Origin of the sequence: Parvimonas parva, assembly GCF_016552165.1 — a bacterium.
GTDB lineage: Bacteria > Bacillota > Clostridia > Tissierellales > Peptoniphilaceae > Parvimonas > Parvimonas parva.
Window position 1 is genome coordinate 66794 of sequence record NZ_JACVDA010000001.1, and the last position, 16472, is coordinate 83265.

Annotated in this window: 15 protein-coding genes and 1 riboswitch; all 15 genes read right to left on the reverse strand. The window is 30.1% G+C overall.

Annotated elements, in window-relative coordinates; translation table 11 throughout:
* Positions 1–47: 47 nt before the first annotated feature.
* Positions 48–1835: an MBL fold metallo-hydrolase gene (locus tag IBJ83_RS00280; protein WP_201274882.1), complete on the reverse strand. Its 1788-nt coding sequence runs from the start codon at positions 1833–1835 to the stop codon at positions 48–50.
* 134 nt (positions 1836–1969) lie between these two features.
* Entirely contained in the window at positions 1970–3964 is a 1995-nt protein-coding gene (locus IBJ83_RS00285) for an ABC transporter permease (protein ID WP_201274883.1), read from the reverse strand.
* Entirely contained in the window at positions 3954–4718 is a 765-nt protein-coding gene (locus IBJ83_RS00290; protein WP_201274884.1) for an ABC transporter ATP-binding protein, read from the reverse strand. Before IBJ83_RS00290 ends, IBJ83_RS00285 begins: the two co-directional genes overlap by 11 nt.
* A 163-nt stretch (positions 4719–4881) precedes the next feature.
* Positions 4882–5532 carry an MmcQ/YjbR family DNA-binding protein gene (locus IBJ83_RS00295; protein WP_068473337.1) on the reverse strand — a complete coding sequence of 217 codons (651 nt, stop codon included), beginning with the start codon at positions 5530–5532 and terminating at the stop codon, positions 4882–4884.
* Positions 5533–6052: 520 nt separating this feature from the next.
* Positions 6053–6331, reverse strand: coding sequence for a GIY-YIG nuclease family protein (locus IBJ83_RS00300; protein ID WP_201274885.1), 279 nt, complete (start codon positions 6329–6331; stop codon positions 6053–6055).
* 9 nt (positions 6332–6340) lie between these two features.
* On the reverse strand, positions 6341–6946 hold the full coding sequence (locus IBJ83_RS00305; protein WP_201274886.1) for a hypothetical protein: 606 nt from the start codon (positions 6944–6946) through the stop codon (positions 6341–6343).
* Positions 6947–6963: 17 nt separating this feature from the next.
* Positions 6964–7866, reverse strand: a complete 903-nt coding sequence (locus tag IBJ83_RS00310) for a sensor histidine kinase (protein WP_201274887.1) — start codon at positions 7864–7866, stop codon at positions 6964–6966.
* Between the two features lie 3 nt (positions 7867–7869).
* Positions 7870–8547, reverse strand: coding sequence for a response regulator transcription factor (locus IBJ83_RS00315; protein WP_068473343.1), 678 nt, complete (start codon positions 8545–8547; stop codon positions 7870–7872).
* Positions 8548–8832: 285 nt separating this feature from the next.
* A complete protein-coding gene (locus tag IBJ83_RS00320; protein ID WP_201274888.1) occupies positions 8833–10569 on the reverse strand; it encodes a Na+/H+ antiporter NhaC family protein in 1737 nt (578 codons plus the stop codon).
* Between the two features lie 101 nt (positions 10570–10670).
* A riboswitch (Lysine riboswitch) is annotated at positions 10671–10841 on the reverse strand.
* A gap of 221 nt (positions 10842–11062) precedes the next feature.
* Positions 11063–12034 carry a phosphate acetyltransferase gene (gene pta, locus IBJ83_RS00325; protein ID WP_201274889.1) on the reverse strand — a complete coding sequence of 324 codons (972 nt, stop codon included), beginning with the start codon at positions 12032–12034 and terminating at the stop codon, positions 11063–11065.
* 9 nt (positions 12035–12043) lie between these two features.
* Positions 12044–12922, reverse strand: a complete 879-nt coding sequence (locus IBJ83_RS00330) for a diacylglycerol/lipid kinase family protein (RefSeq protein ID WP_201274890.1) — start codon at positions 12920–12922, stop codon at positions 12044–12046.
* Positions 12919–13419: a DUF4446 family protein gene (locus IBJ83_RS00335; protein ID WP_201274891.1), complete on the reverse strand. Its 501-nt coding sequence runs from the start codon at positions 13417–13419 to the stop codon at positions 12919–12921. Before IBJ83_RS00335 ends, IBJ83_RS00330 begins: the two co-directional genes overlap by 4 nt.
* On the reverse strand, positions 13419–14567 hold the full coding sequence (locus tag IBJ83_RS00340) for an aminotransferase class V-fold PLP-dependent enzyme (protein ID WP_201274892.1): 1149 nt from the start codon (positions 14565–14567) through the stop codon (positions 13419–13421). The genes IBJ83_RS00335 and IBJ83_RS00340 overlap by 1 nt, the downstream gene beginning before the upstream one ends.
* A 1-nt stretch (position 14568) precedes the next feature.
* Positions 14569–15402, reverse strand: coding sequence for a ParB/RepB/Spo0J family partition protein (locus IBJ83_RS00345; RefSeq protein ID WP_201274893.1), 834 nt, complete (start codon positions 15400–15402; stop codon positions 14569–14571).
* Positions 15402–16196, reverse strand: coding sequence for a ParA family protein (locus tag IBJ83_RS00350; RefSeq protein WP_201274894.1), 795 nt, complete (start codon positions 16194–16196; stop codon positions 15402–15404). Before IBJ83_RS00350 ends, IBJ83_RS00345 begins: the two co-directional genes overlap by 1 nt.
* Positions 16197–16472: the final 276 nt, after the last annotated feature.

Below are 16472 nucleotides of genomic sequence, written 5' to 3' on the forward strand. Positions count from 1 at the left end.
CTAAGAATTACTTAAACGAAAACAAAAAAAGGGGATAGCCCCCTTTTTTATTTTATCCATCTTCCGTTTTTATCAACTTTGTAACCGTCAGGAGTAGTAGTATTAGTTAGCATATAGCCACCCTTACCTAGATAGTAATATCCAATCCATTCATTCTCAGCCATAGCACCACTATCTTTAAGATAGAACCAATCATTTCCTAATAGTTTCCAACCTGTTACCATATATCCTCCGGAATTGAAATAATACCAACTTCCACTAATATACTTCCATTCTTCTTTTAAATAACTTCCATCAGAGTATTCATACCACCAAATACCATTATATGATTTCCAAGCTCCTGTAATCCATCTTCCGTTTTTATCAACTTTATAACCGTCAGGAGTAGTAGTATTAGTTAGCATTTTTCCATCTTTACCTAAGTAATAGTCACCAATCCATTCATTCTCAGCCATAGCACCACTATCTTTAAGATAGAACCAATCATTTCCTAATAGTTTCCAACCTGTTACCATATATCCTTCGGAATTGAAATAATACCAACTTCCACTAATATATTTCCATTCTTCTTTTAAATAACTTCCATCAGAGTATTCATACCACCAACCTGTATCGTTCTTTTTCCACGTTGCTTGTCTTTCTTCTATCCACTTTCCATTTTTATCGACTCTGTAACCGTCAGGCGTAGTAGTGTTAGTTAGCATTTTTCCATCTTTACCTAAGTAATAGTCACCAATCCATTCATTAATAACAACTGAACCATTTCTTACATAATACCAATTATCTCTAGAGAACTCCCAACCACTTGTGTATTCACCTTTCCAATTTTTGAATTTTAATTTATTTCCGTCTTTATAAACACCATACTTTACTTTTGTTATATCGTTAATTCCGTTTCTAGTAATTTCAAAAGTTAAAGCTGTAACATCATTTCTTCCGGCATTTAAAACTTTAATTCCTTTAGAATCTAAAAATTTAAGATAATTATCAGCTACATTATAATTAGATGTTTTTAACATATATTTTGGATTTAATGTATTTATAAAGTTTTTTGAATTTGATTTAGCTGTATCTACATGATGATTAAATTTCATAAAATCTACTTTTCCGATTAACGGAGCATATTTATCTTCTAAACCATAAACATCATTTTGTAAATCTCCTCCAAAAAATAATCTCTTACCATTAACTTCTACTATAGAAAGAATGGAATTAAAATTATCATCATAAACTTTTTTTAAATTTTTATCTTCTTTTGGAAGATTAGGCTCATATTCATTTTCATAATTGAGCATAGAAATTTTCATATTTCCTAGATTAATTACAGAATCTTTTTTTGAAATATCTTGTATAACTTTAACATTATTTTCCTTTGCTGATTGTAAGGCTTTATCATATCCATATAAATTATCCCACAACCTAGCCTTATCAGTTATTCTTGAATCAGAATATCTTTTCAAATAAAGTTTTTCAGTAGGAATTTTTTTCATTACCTTATGACAAGCACCTATATGGTCGCTATGTGAATGTGTTACGATAATGAAATCGAATTTAGTAATGCCTAGCTCATTTATTTTATCAAATAATCTATCTTCAGTTATGTCATTAGGATTAGTAGTGATTCCTTTTCTAAAAGGATATTTTGGATTTGAACCGTCAGGATATTCATAATCCTCTCCGGTATCAATCATCGCAAAATGACCATCACTTTCTAAAATAATAGCATCTGAGCTAAGTGAAACAGTTATAACATGAATTCTATCTTGAGCAAAAATACTTTTTGGCAATATCATTAAACTAATAAAACATATAGTAAATAAAAAAATTTTTTTCAAAATAATCCCCTCCGCATTAAAAATAAATTTCAAAAGTATTTTATCACAGATAAATTTATATTTCAAGTAAGCAAAAAAATCACTATTTTCACAGTGATTTTTGATTGTTTATATAAAGATATCCACATCGAGTATTATTTTACAATTTTGTAATATATTCTTGAAGTTATTGTGTATATTATAAAGTATAAAACTGTAAAGGCTAATACGACTACCCCGAAGTTCATTGCAAATAGTTTTGAATTGTTTAATCCAAGTCCTTTTAGCATATTGTAAAGAATTGGAAATGCGAAGGCTGAATGTGTCATTGCAACGATGAGTGGTAAGAAGAATATCCAAAGTATTTGTGTTCTAAGGCTTTTTTTAATCATCTTGTCCGGAAGTCCTACATTTTTCATTATTTGGTAATTTTGTCTGTCCTCAAAGCCTTCTGAGATTTGTTTGTAGTAAGTTATTAAAATAGTTCCTGTTATGAAGATTAGAGAAATTATTGCTCCTAAGAATAAAAATCCTCCATTTATTTCATACATAATCTTTTTATTTATTTCTTTTGATGAAAAGCGTATTCTCATACCATCTTTTTTGTCTGTATCACGATAGGTAAAATTGTTTTGTAATCTTTCAAAAAATTCACCTTTATCTTTTACATTTTCGGTATCAAAAGAGAATCTTAGGTAATAAAAATATCCAGCTCCTTTTTCATACGCTTTTTCCATTTTGGCAAAAGTTTCATCGTCTTTTACTATAATTTTAATTGAATCGGCAGCTATGTGTTTTGGAGTTTCATCAGGGATTTTTACTAATTTGTAGTTTTGACCTGCTAATTCTAAATTATCAGGTTTGTAAAGACTTTTTAAATTTGATGAGTATAAAACTTCGTCATCTTTTAGAGTGTAATTTGTATTGTTTTTTTCGTTGTACTCATCTAGTATTTCAACGAATAAATATTGAGCTGTGGCTCTTTTTTTGCCTAGTGGAACAAGTTTTCCATTTTCATTTAAAACGGGTTGTAGGGAAATATGTTTGTAAATTTTCAAATCTTTAATTTTTTCGTCATTTTTTAGAATTGTATTTAGAAATTCAGTAACTTCTCTTTTTTTTCTATTTCCTATTTCAATCCAATCTTTCTGTCTATCATCGTCAATTTGAAATTCTACAAAAAAATCTTGAGGGTCGATTGACTTTGCAACTTCTTTTATTCCTGAGTTTATAGTCAAAGTTGAGGATAATGTAACGATGATTGAAGTTGCAAGGAGCGTAATACTTGCAAGTGAAACTGCATTTGACTTCATTCTGTATAACATTCCTGAAATTGAAAGGAAATTTTTTGCTTTGTAATATAAATTTCTATTTCTCTTTAACAGTTTTAAAATTAAAATACTAAAAGCTATAAATAGAAGATATGTCCCGAATATTACAAGAATAACTGCAGGAAAAAATTTGTAAAAGCTTTCCAATCTTCCTTCTGAAGTTATTGAAATATAATATCCGTAGCACAAGATGATAAAGCCTAAAGTTCCAAGGATAAATTTGCTTTTTGGCTCTCCCTCCGCCTTTTTTTGACTTGAAAGCAATTCGATAGGAGTTGATTTCCCGATTTTAAATATTGTCAATAAATATATAAAAATGAATGTAATTCCCAAAAAAGCGAACGTTAAAATAGCTGAAGGGGTTGAAAAGCCATAATCTATTACTTTTGCAGTTATATTTTTTGTTACTCTGTTGAGTATAACAAAGGATAATTTTCCTAAGACGAAACCACCAATTACTGAAAAAATACTAATTACAAAAAAGTTTAATATATATTCGATAAATACGATTTTTGCAATATGTTTTTTCTCTAAACCTAAAATTCCGTAGAGGGCAAACTCTTTATTTCTCCTCTTAGTTAAAAATCCATTTGCATATAAGATGAATATAAAAGTAAAAATTCCGGCTAAAATATTTCCAAATCTTATAAGCATAAGAATGTATTCAAAATTTTCTTCAACATATTTATTTTGTCCAAGAGATGACATTATGAAAAATAACGCACTCATAATACTACTTGCAATTAAAAATGGAGTTAATAATAAAGAATTAGCTCTCATATTTTTAAAAGCAAATTTAAAAGCCATTTTATTGTTCATAATCGTTCACCCCGTTTAACATAATTTGAGATTGATTTATTTTTTCTAAGAAAGTTAAATTATCATCGTCGCCTTTGTAAATTTCGTGATAAACTCTACCGTCTTTTATAAAAATTACCCTTTTAGCAAAAGAGGCACATTTCACAGAGTGAGTAACCATTAAAACAGTTTGACCATTTTTATTTATATCGCAGAAAGTTTTCATAACCACATCGGCAGATTTTGAATCTAAAGCTCCAGTTGGCTCGTCAGCAAGCAACAAGTCCGGTTTAGTTATGATTGCCCTTGCGATAGCAACTCTTTGCTTTTGACCACCTGAAACTTGATAAGGAAATTTATCCAAAAATTCACTTATCTTTAAAATAGGAGCAATCTCTCCGACTCTTTCGTTCAATTCTCTAGGCTTAACACCTGAGAGTACAAGAGGAAGATAGATATTATCTCTGTTTGAAAAAGAGTCTAACAAGTTAAAATCTTGAAAGACAAAACCCAGTTTTTCACGTCTAAAACTTGCAATTTGTGAATTGCTAAGAGAGCTGATATTCTTTCCTCCGATTAAAACAGTACCCTCTGTTGCCTTATCCAAAGTGGCAATTATATTTAAAAGAGTTGTTTTACCACTTCCAGACTCTCCCATAACAGCGATGAATTCTCCCTCCTCAACGGAAAAGTTTACATCTTTAAGAGCCTCAGTCTTAACACGACCCATTCCTCCATAAATCTTTTTTAAATTTTTAACATCTAATATATTCATAATTACCTCCAAAGTATTAATTTTGTTTACAATAATATTTTAGCAGATTTTTAAAAGCCAAACCTTTATCTAACATTACAAAAATAAAAATAACCTTACAATTTTGTAAGGTTATTGAAATGTTGGGGATAAAAACAGTTCTAACGACAAGGTTAGTATTAGACTATTTTTCAACTAAGTTAAAACTCTCGTCGATTAAGCTCTTGACTAAATTTAAATCAACATCTGAATCCAAAACAATTGAAATCCAGTATTTTTTATTCATATGGTAGGCAGGGAAAAAATGCTTTTTATCAATCAGACTTTCTATAAGTTCCGGATTAAGTTTTACATTTAAAACATCAATCTTTCCACTTTTATCAAGTCCCAAAGTCTTATAAGGAATGGACATAAAAATTCCATACCATTTTTTACTATTCGAAGTCTTTATCGTCGCATGATTATTATCTTCCCAAGGTTCTTCAGGAATTGTTCCGTATTTTTCCCTTACATAGTTTAGTAATATTTTTCTATAATCCAAAGATGTAAAACAGCTTTTTACAATATCCTCAATAAGTTCATTAACTTTTTTTCTAATTTGTGAAACGAATTTACCCTTGCTGTCTAAAACATTGAATAAAATATATTCTTCATTAAAAGGTAATTCAATAACATTTACCTCAAAAGAGTCCTTGCCTATTTTAACAATCACATTAAAATTTTCTACATCAATATCTGATTGTAAAATATAATAATCTCCAACCTTTGAAAAACCATATGCAATTGCAAGTTTAGAATTAAAAATATTTTTATCGAATATTTCATTGTAAAACATAAAAATCTCCTAATTAGTAAATAAACTTCAAAAATTTTTTAAAATTGCATAGAAAACAAAAAATTCACGTCAAAGTTCTTTGCAAATAAATTATCCCAACACGTCATTTCGACCGAAACGGAACATAGTGAAGTGAAGTGGAGAAATCTCAACTATTGCTTGTTTGCAATCAATAGTATTTATAAAAGAAATAAAAATTAAAATTTCTAAATGTATCTATGATACATTTACTTTTGCTAAAGCAAAAGTATGAGATTTCTCCACTCCGTTACACTCCGGTCGAAATGACGTATAAGGAGAAAACTTCGTTTAATATCTAGACGTTAAAAGTAAAGAAGTCTCAAATATTATTTAAAAGTTGCATTGAAAATTAAATATTTCACGTCATAGCACTTTGTAAAGAAATTTTCCTGACCACGTCATCTCGACCGAAATGAGTGAAACGAATGAAGCGGAGAGATCTCATTACAATTATTTGTTTACAAATAATTGTAAGTCCTGTAAAGGATTCGTATAAGAATCACCAATCTTCTGATAAATCTCTTAATTTAGGATTTACAGATTTAATCAAGACAAATTTTTTATCTCTATTCCACTTCTTCAACTGTTTTTCTCGAGCGATTGCATCTAAAGCATATTCTGTAGTTTCATAAAAAAGTAATACATTCAAATTATATTTTTTAGAAAAGCCATCAATTAATTTGTTTTTATGTTCATATAATCTTCTTTCAATATTTCTTGTGACACCAATATACAAAACATTTCTAAAATTATTAGAAATTATATATACATAAAACATAAAATTCTCCTAATCTATATTAAAATAGCTATCACAAAAATCAATCCACAATTTTTTATAATCACTATGAGATACAAGTTTTAAATCTTTTATTGTAAAAATATTTTTGTTTTTTGCTTGAGAAACAAAGTAGGCAGTATCCTTGTCAAAATCTGTTTCTATTGCATAAACATTTTTAAAATTTTTTAGCATAGCCATAAAAAGCCTTGTATGTCCGTCAACACATACATATTCGTCATTGTAATTCACGACTTGAATTACAATATCTTCCGACTTTTTTATAAAATTTTCAAGTGCATTGACTTTGTCTTTATCTACATAAAATTGAGATGGCTGAATTGTATTTATTTTCAATTTTAAAATATTTTCTTTTTCAAAGGAACAAATTTTTTTGTTTTCTTCATCAAAAAAATTAGTTATATGAGGTGAATAGTACCTAAATTCTTCAATAATTTTTTCAAAAAAATTACTATTTTTACCTCTAACAATAGCGCTATCATTTGAAATAATTTCTACCTCATAAGGCTTTTCATCAACTAAAAAAGCACCTCTCTGATTTAAAACAATTTGTGAGAATAATTCGTTTGTATAGTTATCAATCCTTTTGATTTTCATTTGTTTAAAATTCTCTCCTAATCCATATTGAAATAGACTTTTACAGTCGTTCCTTCGCCTATTTTTGATTCTAATAGTATTTTCTGTCCAAGTTTTTCCAAGATTTGTTTTACTAAAAACAGACCGATTCCGGTTGATTTTTGGTTTTGTCGTCCGTTAAAGCCTGAATATCCTTTGTCAAAAATTTTTGGAAGGTCGGATTCTTTTATCCCGATTCCGTTGTCCTTTATTTCAAGGTAATTTTCGTCTTTGTTAAAAGTTATTGAAACAACTCCGTTTTTACTGTATTTTATTGCATTTGATATAAGTTGCTCGATTACCACCATACACCATTTGCTGTCTGTAATTACTCTTGTATTCAGCTTTTTGTATTCCAGCTTTATATTGTTTGAAATGAAAAGAATCGCATATTTTTTGATTAACGGACTTATTATATCGTCTAAATTTACAAAAGAAATATCCATATCCGTATTGTGATTCATCATTTTTAGATAGCTTAAAGCCATATTTGTATAATCCTCAATGTAGATTAATTCTTTTTTTACATTTTTAGCATTTTCGTTTTCTACGTCGCTATCACAAATGAGTTTCCCGGCAGTTATCGGAGTCTTTATCTGATGAATCCAGATTAAAAAATATTCCTGTAATTCTTTTTCTTTTGCTAAAAATTCATTTCTAAGGCTTAAATTTTTCTTTTCCAAATATTTTATTTGCTGTTTTAAATTTTCTTCTCGATTGTGTAAAAATACCATAAATATTAAGTAGATGAAATAGAAGAAAACAATAATGTCAAAGGCTAAAAAATAGCCTTGCAGGTCTATATTTAAAAGTAAAAAAACAATCAAAAAAATAGATAATATTAGGATTGTAGCAACAGTTACGGGTAAAACTTTTACAAAATATTTTTTCAATTTATCCATTTTTTACTCCTTAAAATTTAGATAATATCCACTTCCTTTTTTAGTTTGGATAAAATCTTTCAACTCAATATCAAAAAACTTCTTTCTAAGTCTTGTTATATTAACCGCCAAAGTGTTGTCGTCTATATAATCATCTCCATGCCAACATTTTTCCATAATGGACTCCCTCGATGCAATAGAGCCTTTGGCTTTAAAAAGAGTTTCCAAGATTAATTTTTCTGTATTTGTCAATGAAATTTCTTTTTCTTTAAATTTTATTTTGTTTTTGTCAAGATATAGATAAACTTCGCCAAAGTTTAAAAAATCAATGTCTTTTGTGAAGTCGTAACTTCTTCTAAGAATCGCCTTAATCTTTGCCAAAGTAACATTCAAGTCGATAGGTTTTGTGATATAGTCGTCAGCGCCGAATTGAATACCCATAACAATGTCGATATTCTCGCTCTTTGAAGAAATGAAAATAATCGGAACATTGGAAAGCTTACGAATTTCTTCGCACCAAAAATAGCCATTATTGTATGGCAACATAATGTCCATTAAAACCAAATGTGGCTGGCAGTCCAAAAATTCTTCAACTATTTTATTAAAATTTGAAATACCACAAACTTCATAATTCCAAAGCAAAAGCTCCCTTTTTAGCATTTCAAAAATATTCTCATCATCTTCAACAATTAAAATCTTCACAAAATCACTCCTTTGTAATATTATATCATATTTCCATTCATATTAGTTATAAAGTAAATATGATGAAACTAATATAATTTTATACAATAACCATAAAATTATATTAGTTATATCACATTTCCAATTTAGATAATCTTTAAATGGTGAATATGATGAAATAAATACACTTTTACACAATGATAGTAAAACTGTATTTAATATCATATATGAGTAAATTAATGTAAATTTGTAATGTAATTAAAAAAATCTTAATATACAAAAAAGGCGATAAGTTAAACTTATCACCTAAATTTCAAATCCTTCTTTTCTTAATTTTTCTTCGAATTTTGTATCATCTATGTCAGTTCTCTTTCCTATAATTCTAAGTCCTGCAACTACAACAAATATTGCAACGGGTAGTATTACATACAAAGGTAATCCGAAACCAGCAGGGATATATCCACATAAAATAGTTATTATTGCAATATAAATCGCATAAGGCATTTGTGTCTTTACATGGTCGATATGATTGCAACTTGCTCCCATTGAGGATAAAATCGTAGTGTCGGATATTGGAGAACAGTGGTCGCCGAATATCGCTCCGGTTAAAACTGCTGAAGTTGAAACTATTATATAGTTCATATCAGGGGAAATTGAATGTGCAAGAGGTATTGCAAGTGGCATCAAAATTCCCATTGTACCAAAGGCGGTTCCCGTTGAAAAAGATATGATTGAGCCTAAAATAAATATTATGCTTGGCAATATGAATTTCGGTAAGGCTCCTGAAAGATAACTTATCAAGAATTTTGCCGTTCCAACTTCTTTTATTACAGAACTTAAAGACCAAGCTAAAACAAGGATAACTCCTGTAATTATCAATGTTTTCATTCCATTTATCCACTCATCAATCGACTCGGATAGAGTGTAAATATTTTTAACCTTAGCTAAGAAAATGGCAACTATTGATGAAAATACTGATGATTGGAAAAGAGCGTTTGAGGCGTCAGCTGATGAAAAACATTCTCTAATTGAGCTAAAAGAGAATGGATTTGTAGTTAAGTCCACGATTAATTCCTTATTTTCTCCAGCCAAAATTGTTGAATATCCACTGTAATAAAAAGCCATAAGTGAGCTTATGATAAGCACCCCGATTGGGATAATAGCATTCCAGATGCTAAGTTTTATTCCGTCTTTAGGTTTTAAATCATTCATTTGCTCGCTGTTTGTAGTTGTTTTTCCGTTGCCTTTTCTTCTTGCTATATATTCAACTTTTCTCATAGCACCAAACTCTCTAACCATTAAAGCGCTGGCAACGATAAAAATCAAAATTAAAATATTGTAAAATCTGTAAGGAATTGTGCTTAAAAATATACCAAAGGAATCCACTTCAATATTAAGACCATTAAAAGCATCGTGAATAAGTCCAACTTCAAGACCAATCCAAGTTGAAATGATTGCAAGACCTGCGATTGGAGCAGCAGTTGCATCGATAACAAAAGCAAGTTTTTCTCTTGAAATTTTTATTTTATCATAAACCGGTCGCATAATAGGACCTACGATTAGAGAGTTGGCATAGTCATCAAAGAAAACTAAAATTCCTAAAAGTATGGAAATGATTTGAGCTCCTTTTGAGGATTTTGCCTTTTTTGAAAGAGATTCGGCAACTGCTTTTGCACCACCCATTTTCCCAACCAAGTTTATAACTCCACCGATACATAAAACTTGCAAGATTATTCCTGCATTCCAAGGGTCAGCTAAAGAGTTTAAACAACGTGAGATTAAATCCATAAAAGCAAAAACAAGACTTGGCAAAAAGCTCATACCCGACCTGATTTGTAAAATTAATGAGCCGAATAAAATACCTAAAAATAGGGAAACGACTACATTCTTTGTGATAAAAGCTAAAACAATAGCTAAAAGTGGTGGAACTATCGTGATAATTCCATTTGCATTTACAAGCTCTCTAATTTGAGTTTCAAAAACATATACAAAAACAAAAATTAGAACAGCCGAAGAAATAAAAATTAAATTTTTTCTGTTCATATTGAACCCTCCTAAAAATATTTTGATAATTTGTTCATAGAGGATTCAATTCATAGGATAAAAAAACACCTCGAAGGACATTCGAGGTGTAAAATACATACTCCAATGATAGCCCAACACAATAAAAATCGTGACAGTCGAACACATATTCTGTGAACGCCCAGCAATATGACCCTAAAGCAAGCCATACACTTCGGCGAAAATTCCTTTCACTGTGGACGCTTTAATCCATTTAATCAGCTACTGATAAGTTTCGCTCCTCTATCTTCTATTAAATTATCTTAAAGCATTATACATCAAAAACAAAATAAAATCAAGTATTTTAAAAATAATATTTCACTTTGTAGCACTTTGCTTAACTTTAGCTACAAAATAGTAGTAGCTGTACCTTTAAGTGATGTTTTGCATCAGTTATATACTAAGGAAACCTTGTTGTTTAACGATAAAATTTATTCTATAAAAAAAGTAGGAATTTCCTACTTTTTTGTTTTTCCTATAAACTTTGAGCTGCTGTTATTATTGCAAGTTTGTAAACATCTTCTTCGTTACAGCCTCTTGAAAGGTCTGAGATTGGTTTGTTAAGTCCTTGTAAGATTGGGCCTATTGCCTCAAATCCACCAAGTCTTTGTGCAATTTTGTATCCTATGTTTCCTGATTGTAAATCCGGGAAGATAAATACATTTGCATATCCTGCAACTTTTGAACCTTTTGCTTTTTGTTCTGCAACTGATGGAACTATACTTGCATCAAATTGTAGTTCTCCGTCCAATGCTAATTCAGGAGCTAATTCTTTTGCTATTTTTGTAGCCTCTGCAACTTTTTCAGAGAATTCGTGTTTTGCAGAGCCTTTTGTTGAGAAACTAAGCATCGCAACTTTTGGGTCGATTCCAAAAATTTCGGCAGTTTTTGCAGTTTCAACAGCTATTTCAGCTAATTGTCTAGCCTCTAATGTAATATTTATCGCTATGTCGGCGAATACATATCTTTCTCCATTTTTTCCAAGCATAACCATTGCTCCACTTGTTCTTGAAACATTTGGTTTAGTTTTTACGATTTGTAAAGCAGGTCTTACTGTATCTCCTGTTGAGTGAATTGCACCACTAACCATTCCGTCAGCTTTTCCAAGTTGTACTAACATTGTTCCGTAGTAATTTACGTCTTTTATAAATTCAACGGCTTGTTCTTTTGTGTTCTTTCCTTTTCTTAACTCTACGAATTTATCAACCATTTCGTCAAAATCACTTGCTTTTAATGGGTCGATAATTTCTATATCATCAATAGAAACATTTAATTTTTCGGCAGTTTTTTTAACTTCTTCAACATTTCCCAACACTATCGGAGTTATAAGTCCGTCTTTTTTTAATCTAACACAGGCTCCTAAAACTCTTGCATCTTCTCCTTCCGGAAAAACAATTTTTTTGTTTGTTCCTTCGATTTTTCCAACTAATTCTTTAAAAATATCCATAATTTCCTCCTACATTATAACTTCAATTTTTTTATCACTTATTGCAAATTCAACCTCATTAATTCCCGTCATATACTCTCCGTCAAAGTTTATTTCAATATTTTCTGAGAAAATTTTGATTTTCTTAGCCTTGAAATATGAGGTAATGTCCTCCTTAACATGAGTTGCATTTACAATTGTTTTTATCTTCTTTATTATATCAAATTTTGACTTATATTTGATAGCACATATATCAAGAAGTCCGTCATACATATCGGCCAAAGGCAATATATTTATCTTTCCACCGTATTTGCTACCAATCCCAATAGCTATTAGAAAATAGTCGTCTTCATATTCTACATCATCAACGATTATTCTGTATCTCTTTCTCTTGTGTTTGAAAAGAGCCAAAACTATTGCAATTTTGTAAGAAAGACCACTTTTTATAAATTTTTTGACTTTTAAAGCACAATCATTAACTTCTGCATCAAAACCGACAGATGCAATGTTGAAAAACGACTTGCCTAAAAATTCTCCATAATCGACAAATCTTGTTTCACCCTTTATGATTCTTTCCATACAGATTATAAAATTACAAGTTTCGCCTAAACTGTTCATATAGTCATTTCCCGTACCTGCAGGGATTACACCAAGTTTAAGATTGTTTTTTACAACCACATTTCCAACTTCATTTATCGTTCCGTCGCCACCCACTGCAATTAATTCTGTAAAACCGTCTTTGACGGCATTTTCTGCTATTAAAACGGAATCTCCCTCTTTTGAAGTGCATTTGATTTCATATTCAAAATTTAATTTTTTACCCCTAAGATACTCTTCGATACCCTCTTTAAAATCAAATTTTTTAAAACCTGAGGCGTTCGGATTTAAAATAAACATTAACTTTCTCATTTTCTTTCTAAAGCCGTCCTTAGTGCTGTTTGTTCTTCTTTTGACAACTCTTGAGTAACAGAGCCTGCCTTTACTTCTTTTGCGTAAGTTATACAACTTTCTCTTCCGTAAATTGTAGTTAGCAATAGTCCGTTATTAAAGCTGTCCAACATAGCGATTGAGTAAGATAGTTTATTTTTTAAATCATAAAAAGCATCATATTTTACAAATCCGATTTTTTGGATTGAAAAGGCTGATTTGTTCTTTGCAAGTTCAATTTCAGACTTGAACTCATCAACTTTTTTGCTAAGCTCAAAAATATCTGAAGAATGTGCTTGAACCAATTCTCCCATATTCAAATCACCACGTCCTCTTAAAAGCATATCGTATTTTTTCTTTTGCAAACTTAATTTTTTATTAATTTGGTTGAATGTATATGCTATAAATATAAGGACAAATAACACTAATATTAAAAATATGCCTGAATATGAATTTAAAAATTCTAATATTGCATTCACTATTTTTTATTCCTTTCTATTATACTAATTAAAGCATTTACACAAGTTTCAATTTCTTCAATGGTATTAAAATACCCAAAACTAAAACGGACTGCACCTAATTCTTCAGTTCCAAGGCTTTTATGTGCAAGTGGTGCACAATGAAAACCCGGTCTTGTATAAATGTCGAATTCATTATTTAAAATGTAGGAAACCTCAGAGCTGTCCATATCTTTTATATTTAAGCTGACAACGGCACCTTGTCTGTCGTCTAAAGTTCCATACAAAATAATATCCTCATTATCTTTTAACAATTCTATAAAATGATTTTTTAAACTTATCTCGTGATTTCTGATATTTTCAAGCCCAACTTCGTTTATAAAGTCAATTCCCTTGCCTAGAGCCACGATTCCAAGACCGTTAGGAGTTCCACTTTCTAAGCTGTCAGGGTACAATTCAGGTTGGTCGATACTATGTGAATAGCTACCCGTTCCACCTTGTTTTAATGATCTTACTTTAATTCCTTCTTTTATATATAGAGCACCCGTTCCCATTGAACCGAATAAGGCTTTATGTCCCGGAAAAGCAAGCAAGTCTATATTCATATCTTGAACGTCAATATCCAAAACTCCGATAGATTGTGCAGAATCTACAAGATAAATTATATTTTTTTCTCTACAAAAAGCACCAATGCTCTTTATATCTACAATAGTTCCAAAAACATTGGACATATGAGTTGTTACGATTAATTTTGTATTTGACTTAACGGCATCAAAGATTTTTTGTGTATCCACATAGCCATGCTCATCTGCATATACAATGCTTAAATCGATTATACCGTCTTTTTTTAGCTGATTAAGAGGTCTTAAAACGGAATTATGCTCCATAGAAGTTGTAATCACATGGTCGCCCTTTTCTAAAACCCCCTTTATCGCCAAATTAAGACTGTCCGTACCGTTAAAAGTAAAGATTACATTAAGTGGCTCAGTTCCGTTTATAAGTTTACAAATTTTTTCTCTAGTTTCGTATATTTCTAAATCCATTTTCATAGCAAGTTTATGCCCACTACGACCGGGATTTCCTGCGTAATATAAAGAACATTCCATAATTTTGTCAGTTACTACTTTAGGCTTAGGAAAAGTAGTAGCTCCATTATCTACATAAATCATATTAATCCTCCAAATCGTAAATATTCATCAAACTGTCAATTATTCTTTGCAAATCTGCCTCATTTAGATAGTCAATTTCTATTTTTCCACCTTTTTTCTTAGCGTGAATTTTAACCTTCGCGTCCAAAACTTCAGTTAATCTCTCGCAAATATCTTTTACAAAAATATCTTCGCTTTTATTTCTAGTTTGTTTTGCCTTTTTCTCAACATCTCTAATATTTACTTCCTTAACTAATAATTTTTCAAGATATTTCTTTCTTTCATCTTCATTTTCTAAAGAAAGTAAAGTTCTTGCCTGGCTGGAGCTTAACTCTCCACGAATTAAATATTCTTTTATATAGTCGGATAGATTTAAAAGTCTTAAATTGTTTGCAATATATGACCTGCTCTTTCCAATTATTTCGGATAATTCTTGTTGAGTAAGTTTATATTCCTCCATTAGAGTTTTTAGGGAAATTGCCTCCTCAATAGGATTTAAGTCCTCTCTTTGTATATTTTCGACTAATGCAAGTTCTCTTGCCTTTCTATCATCAACATTTTTTACAACCACAGGTACTTTTTCAAGACCTGCAAGTTTTGAGGCTCTAAATCTACGTTCCCCTGCTATTATTTCGTATTTAGCTCCAACTTTTCTAACAACTATCGGTTGGATAACTCCGTCCGCTTTGATTGAGTCTGCCAACTCTTTTAAACTGTCGTCATCAAAGTTTTTTCTAGGCTGGTCTTCTCTTGCTACAAGTTTATCCAAATCAACAGTTAATAAATTTTCATCAGTAATAAAGTCTTCTTCTCTTAAAAGAGAGCCAAGACCTCTACCTAATCCTTTTTTCTTCATCACTTCCTCCTATTTTTAATTAATTCCTTAGCTAAAGATAGGTAACTTTCAGCCCCTTTAGAATTTTTATCATAATAGATTATACTTTCTCCAAAACTTGGCGCCTCAGCAAGACGAATATTTCTAGGAATAACAGTCTTAAATAATTTATCTTTGAAATAATTTTCCGTTTCGACCTTAACATCGTCAGATAGATTATTTCTTGAGTCGTACATTGTAAGGAGAACTCCCTCAATTTCAAGTTCAGGATTTAAACCTTTCCTTATTATATTAATAGTATTCATAAGCTGGCTAACTCCCTCAAGTGCATAATATTCACATTGAATTGGAATAAGCACACTTTGAGATGCAACTAAAGAATTTATACTTAAAATACTTAAAGACGGAGGACAATCTATCAGAACATAATCATAATTTTGAGGAATTTTTTCTAATTCACTTTTTAATAAAAATTCTTTCTTATCAGCACTTAAAAGCTCAATTTCAAGACCACAAAGGTCTGAATTTGAAGGAATTAAGTCAACATTTTCAGATTTTGTCTTATAAATAATTTCATTTATGTCTTTTTCTCCGGTTAGAACGTCATAAACAGTAGCATTAACATCTTCAACACCTAAGCCTGAAGTTGAATTGCCTTGAGGGTCCATATCTACAACCAGAACTTTTTTCTTGTTAAAACCCAAAGCCGATGCTAAATTTACAACGGTTGTAGTTTTTCCTACACCACCCTTTTGATTAAAGACAGAGATTATTCTCATTTCTTTTTTCTTTTTAAAAGCATCAAAAATTTTCATAATATCTTCCTTTTATAATTAATATACCTTTATATACTTAAAGCTATATTAATTATACCATATTTTCTTTTAAAAAGTTTAAATCCAAATAAAAATTTATAAAATGTTTCACGTGAAACATTCGGTTTTGTTTTTTATGAATAATATTCTTGTGATAGCACTTGATTAAAAACGTCATTAAATGATTGAATAAAAAATAGAAATTAAATTCTTTAAATTGTTTCACGTGAAACATTAAAAACAACAAAAAACAATTTTTGTAACCGATTTGTAACT

What these genes read in the sequence shown, in the direction of transcription:
- IBJ83_RS00285 (WP_201274883.1), bottom strand. Translation starts at nt 3,964, where the DNA reads ATGAACAATAAAATGGCTTTTAAATTTGCTTTTAAAAATATGAGAGCT.
- IBJ83_RS00290 (WP_201274884.1), bottom strand. Translation starts at nt 4,718, where the DNA reads ATGAATATATTAGATGTTAAAAATTTAAAAAAGATTTATGGAGGAATG.
- IBJ83_RS00295 (WP_068473337.1), bottom strand. Translation starts at nt 5,532, where the DNA reads ATGTTTTACAATGAAATATTCGATAAAAATATTTTTAATTCTAAACTT.
- IBJ83_RS00300 (WP_201274885.1), bottom strand. Translation starts at nt 6,331, where the DNA reads ATGTTTTATGTATATATAATTTCTAATAATTTTAGAAATGTTTTGTAT.
- IBJ83_RS00305 (WP_201274886.1), bottom strand. Translation starts at nt 6,946, where the DNA reads ATGAAAATCAAAAGGATTGATAACTATACAAACGAATTATTCTCACAA.
- IBJ83_RS00310 (WP_201274887.1), bottom strand. Translation starts at nt 7,866, where the DNA reads ATGGATAAATTGAAAAAATATTTTGTAAAAGTTTTACCCGTAACTGTT.
- IBJ83_RS00320 (WP_201274888.1), bottom strand. Translation starts at nt 10,569, where the DNA reads ATGAACAGAAAAAATTTAATTTTTATTTCTTCGGCTGTTCTAATTTTT.
- pta (WP_201274889.1), bottom strand. Translation starts at nt 12,034, where the DNA reads ATGGATATTTTTAAAGAATTAGTTGGAAAAATCGAAGGAACAAACAAA.
- IBJ83_RS00330 (WP_201274890.1), bottom strand. Translation starts at nt 12,922, where the DNA reads ATGAGAAAGTTAATGTTTATTTTAAATCCGAACGCCTCAGGTTTTAAA.
- IBJ83_RS00340 (WP_201274892.1), bottom strand. Translation starts at nt 14,567, where the DNA reads ATGATTTATGTAGATAATGGAGCTACTACTTTTCCTAAGCCTAAAGTA.
- IBJ83_RS00345 (WP_201274893.1), bottom strand. Translation starts at nt 15,402, where the DNA reads ATGAAGAAAAAAGGATTAGGTAGAGGTCTTGGCTCTCTTTTAAGAGAA.
- IBJ83_RS00350 (WP_201274894.1), bottom strand. Translation starts at nt 16,196, where the DNA reads ATGAAAATTTTTGATGCTTTTAAAAAGAAAAAAGAAATGAGAATAATC.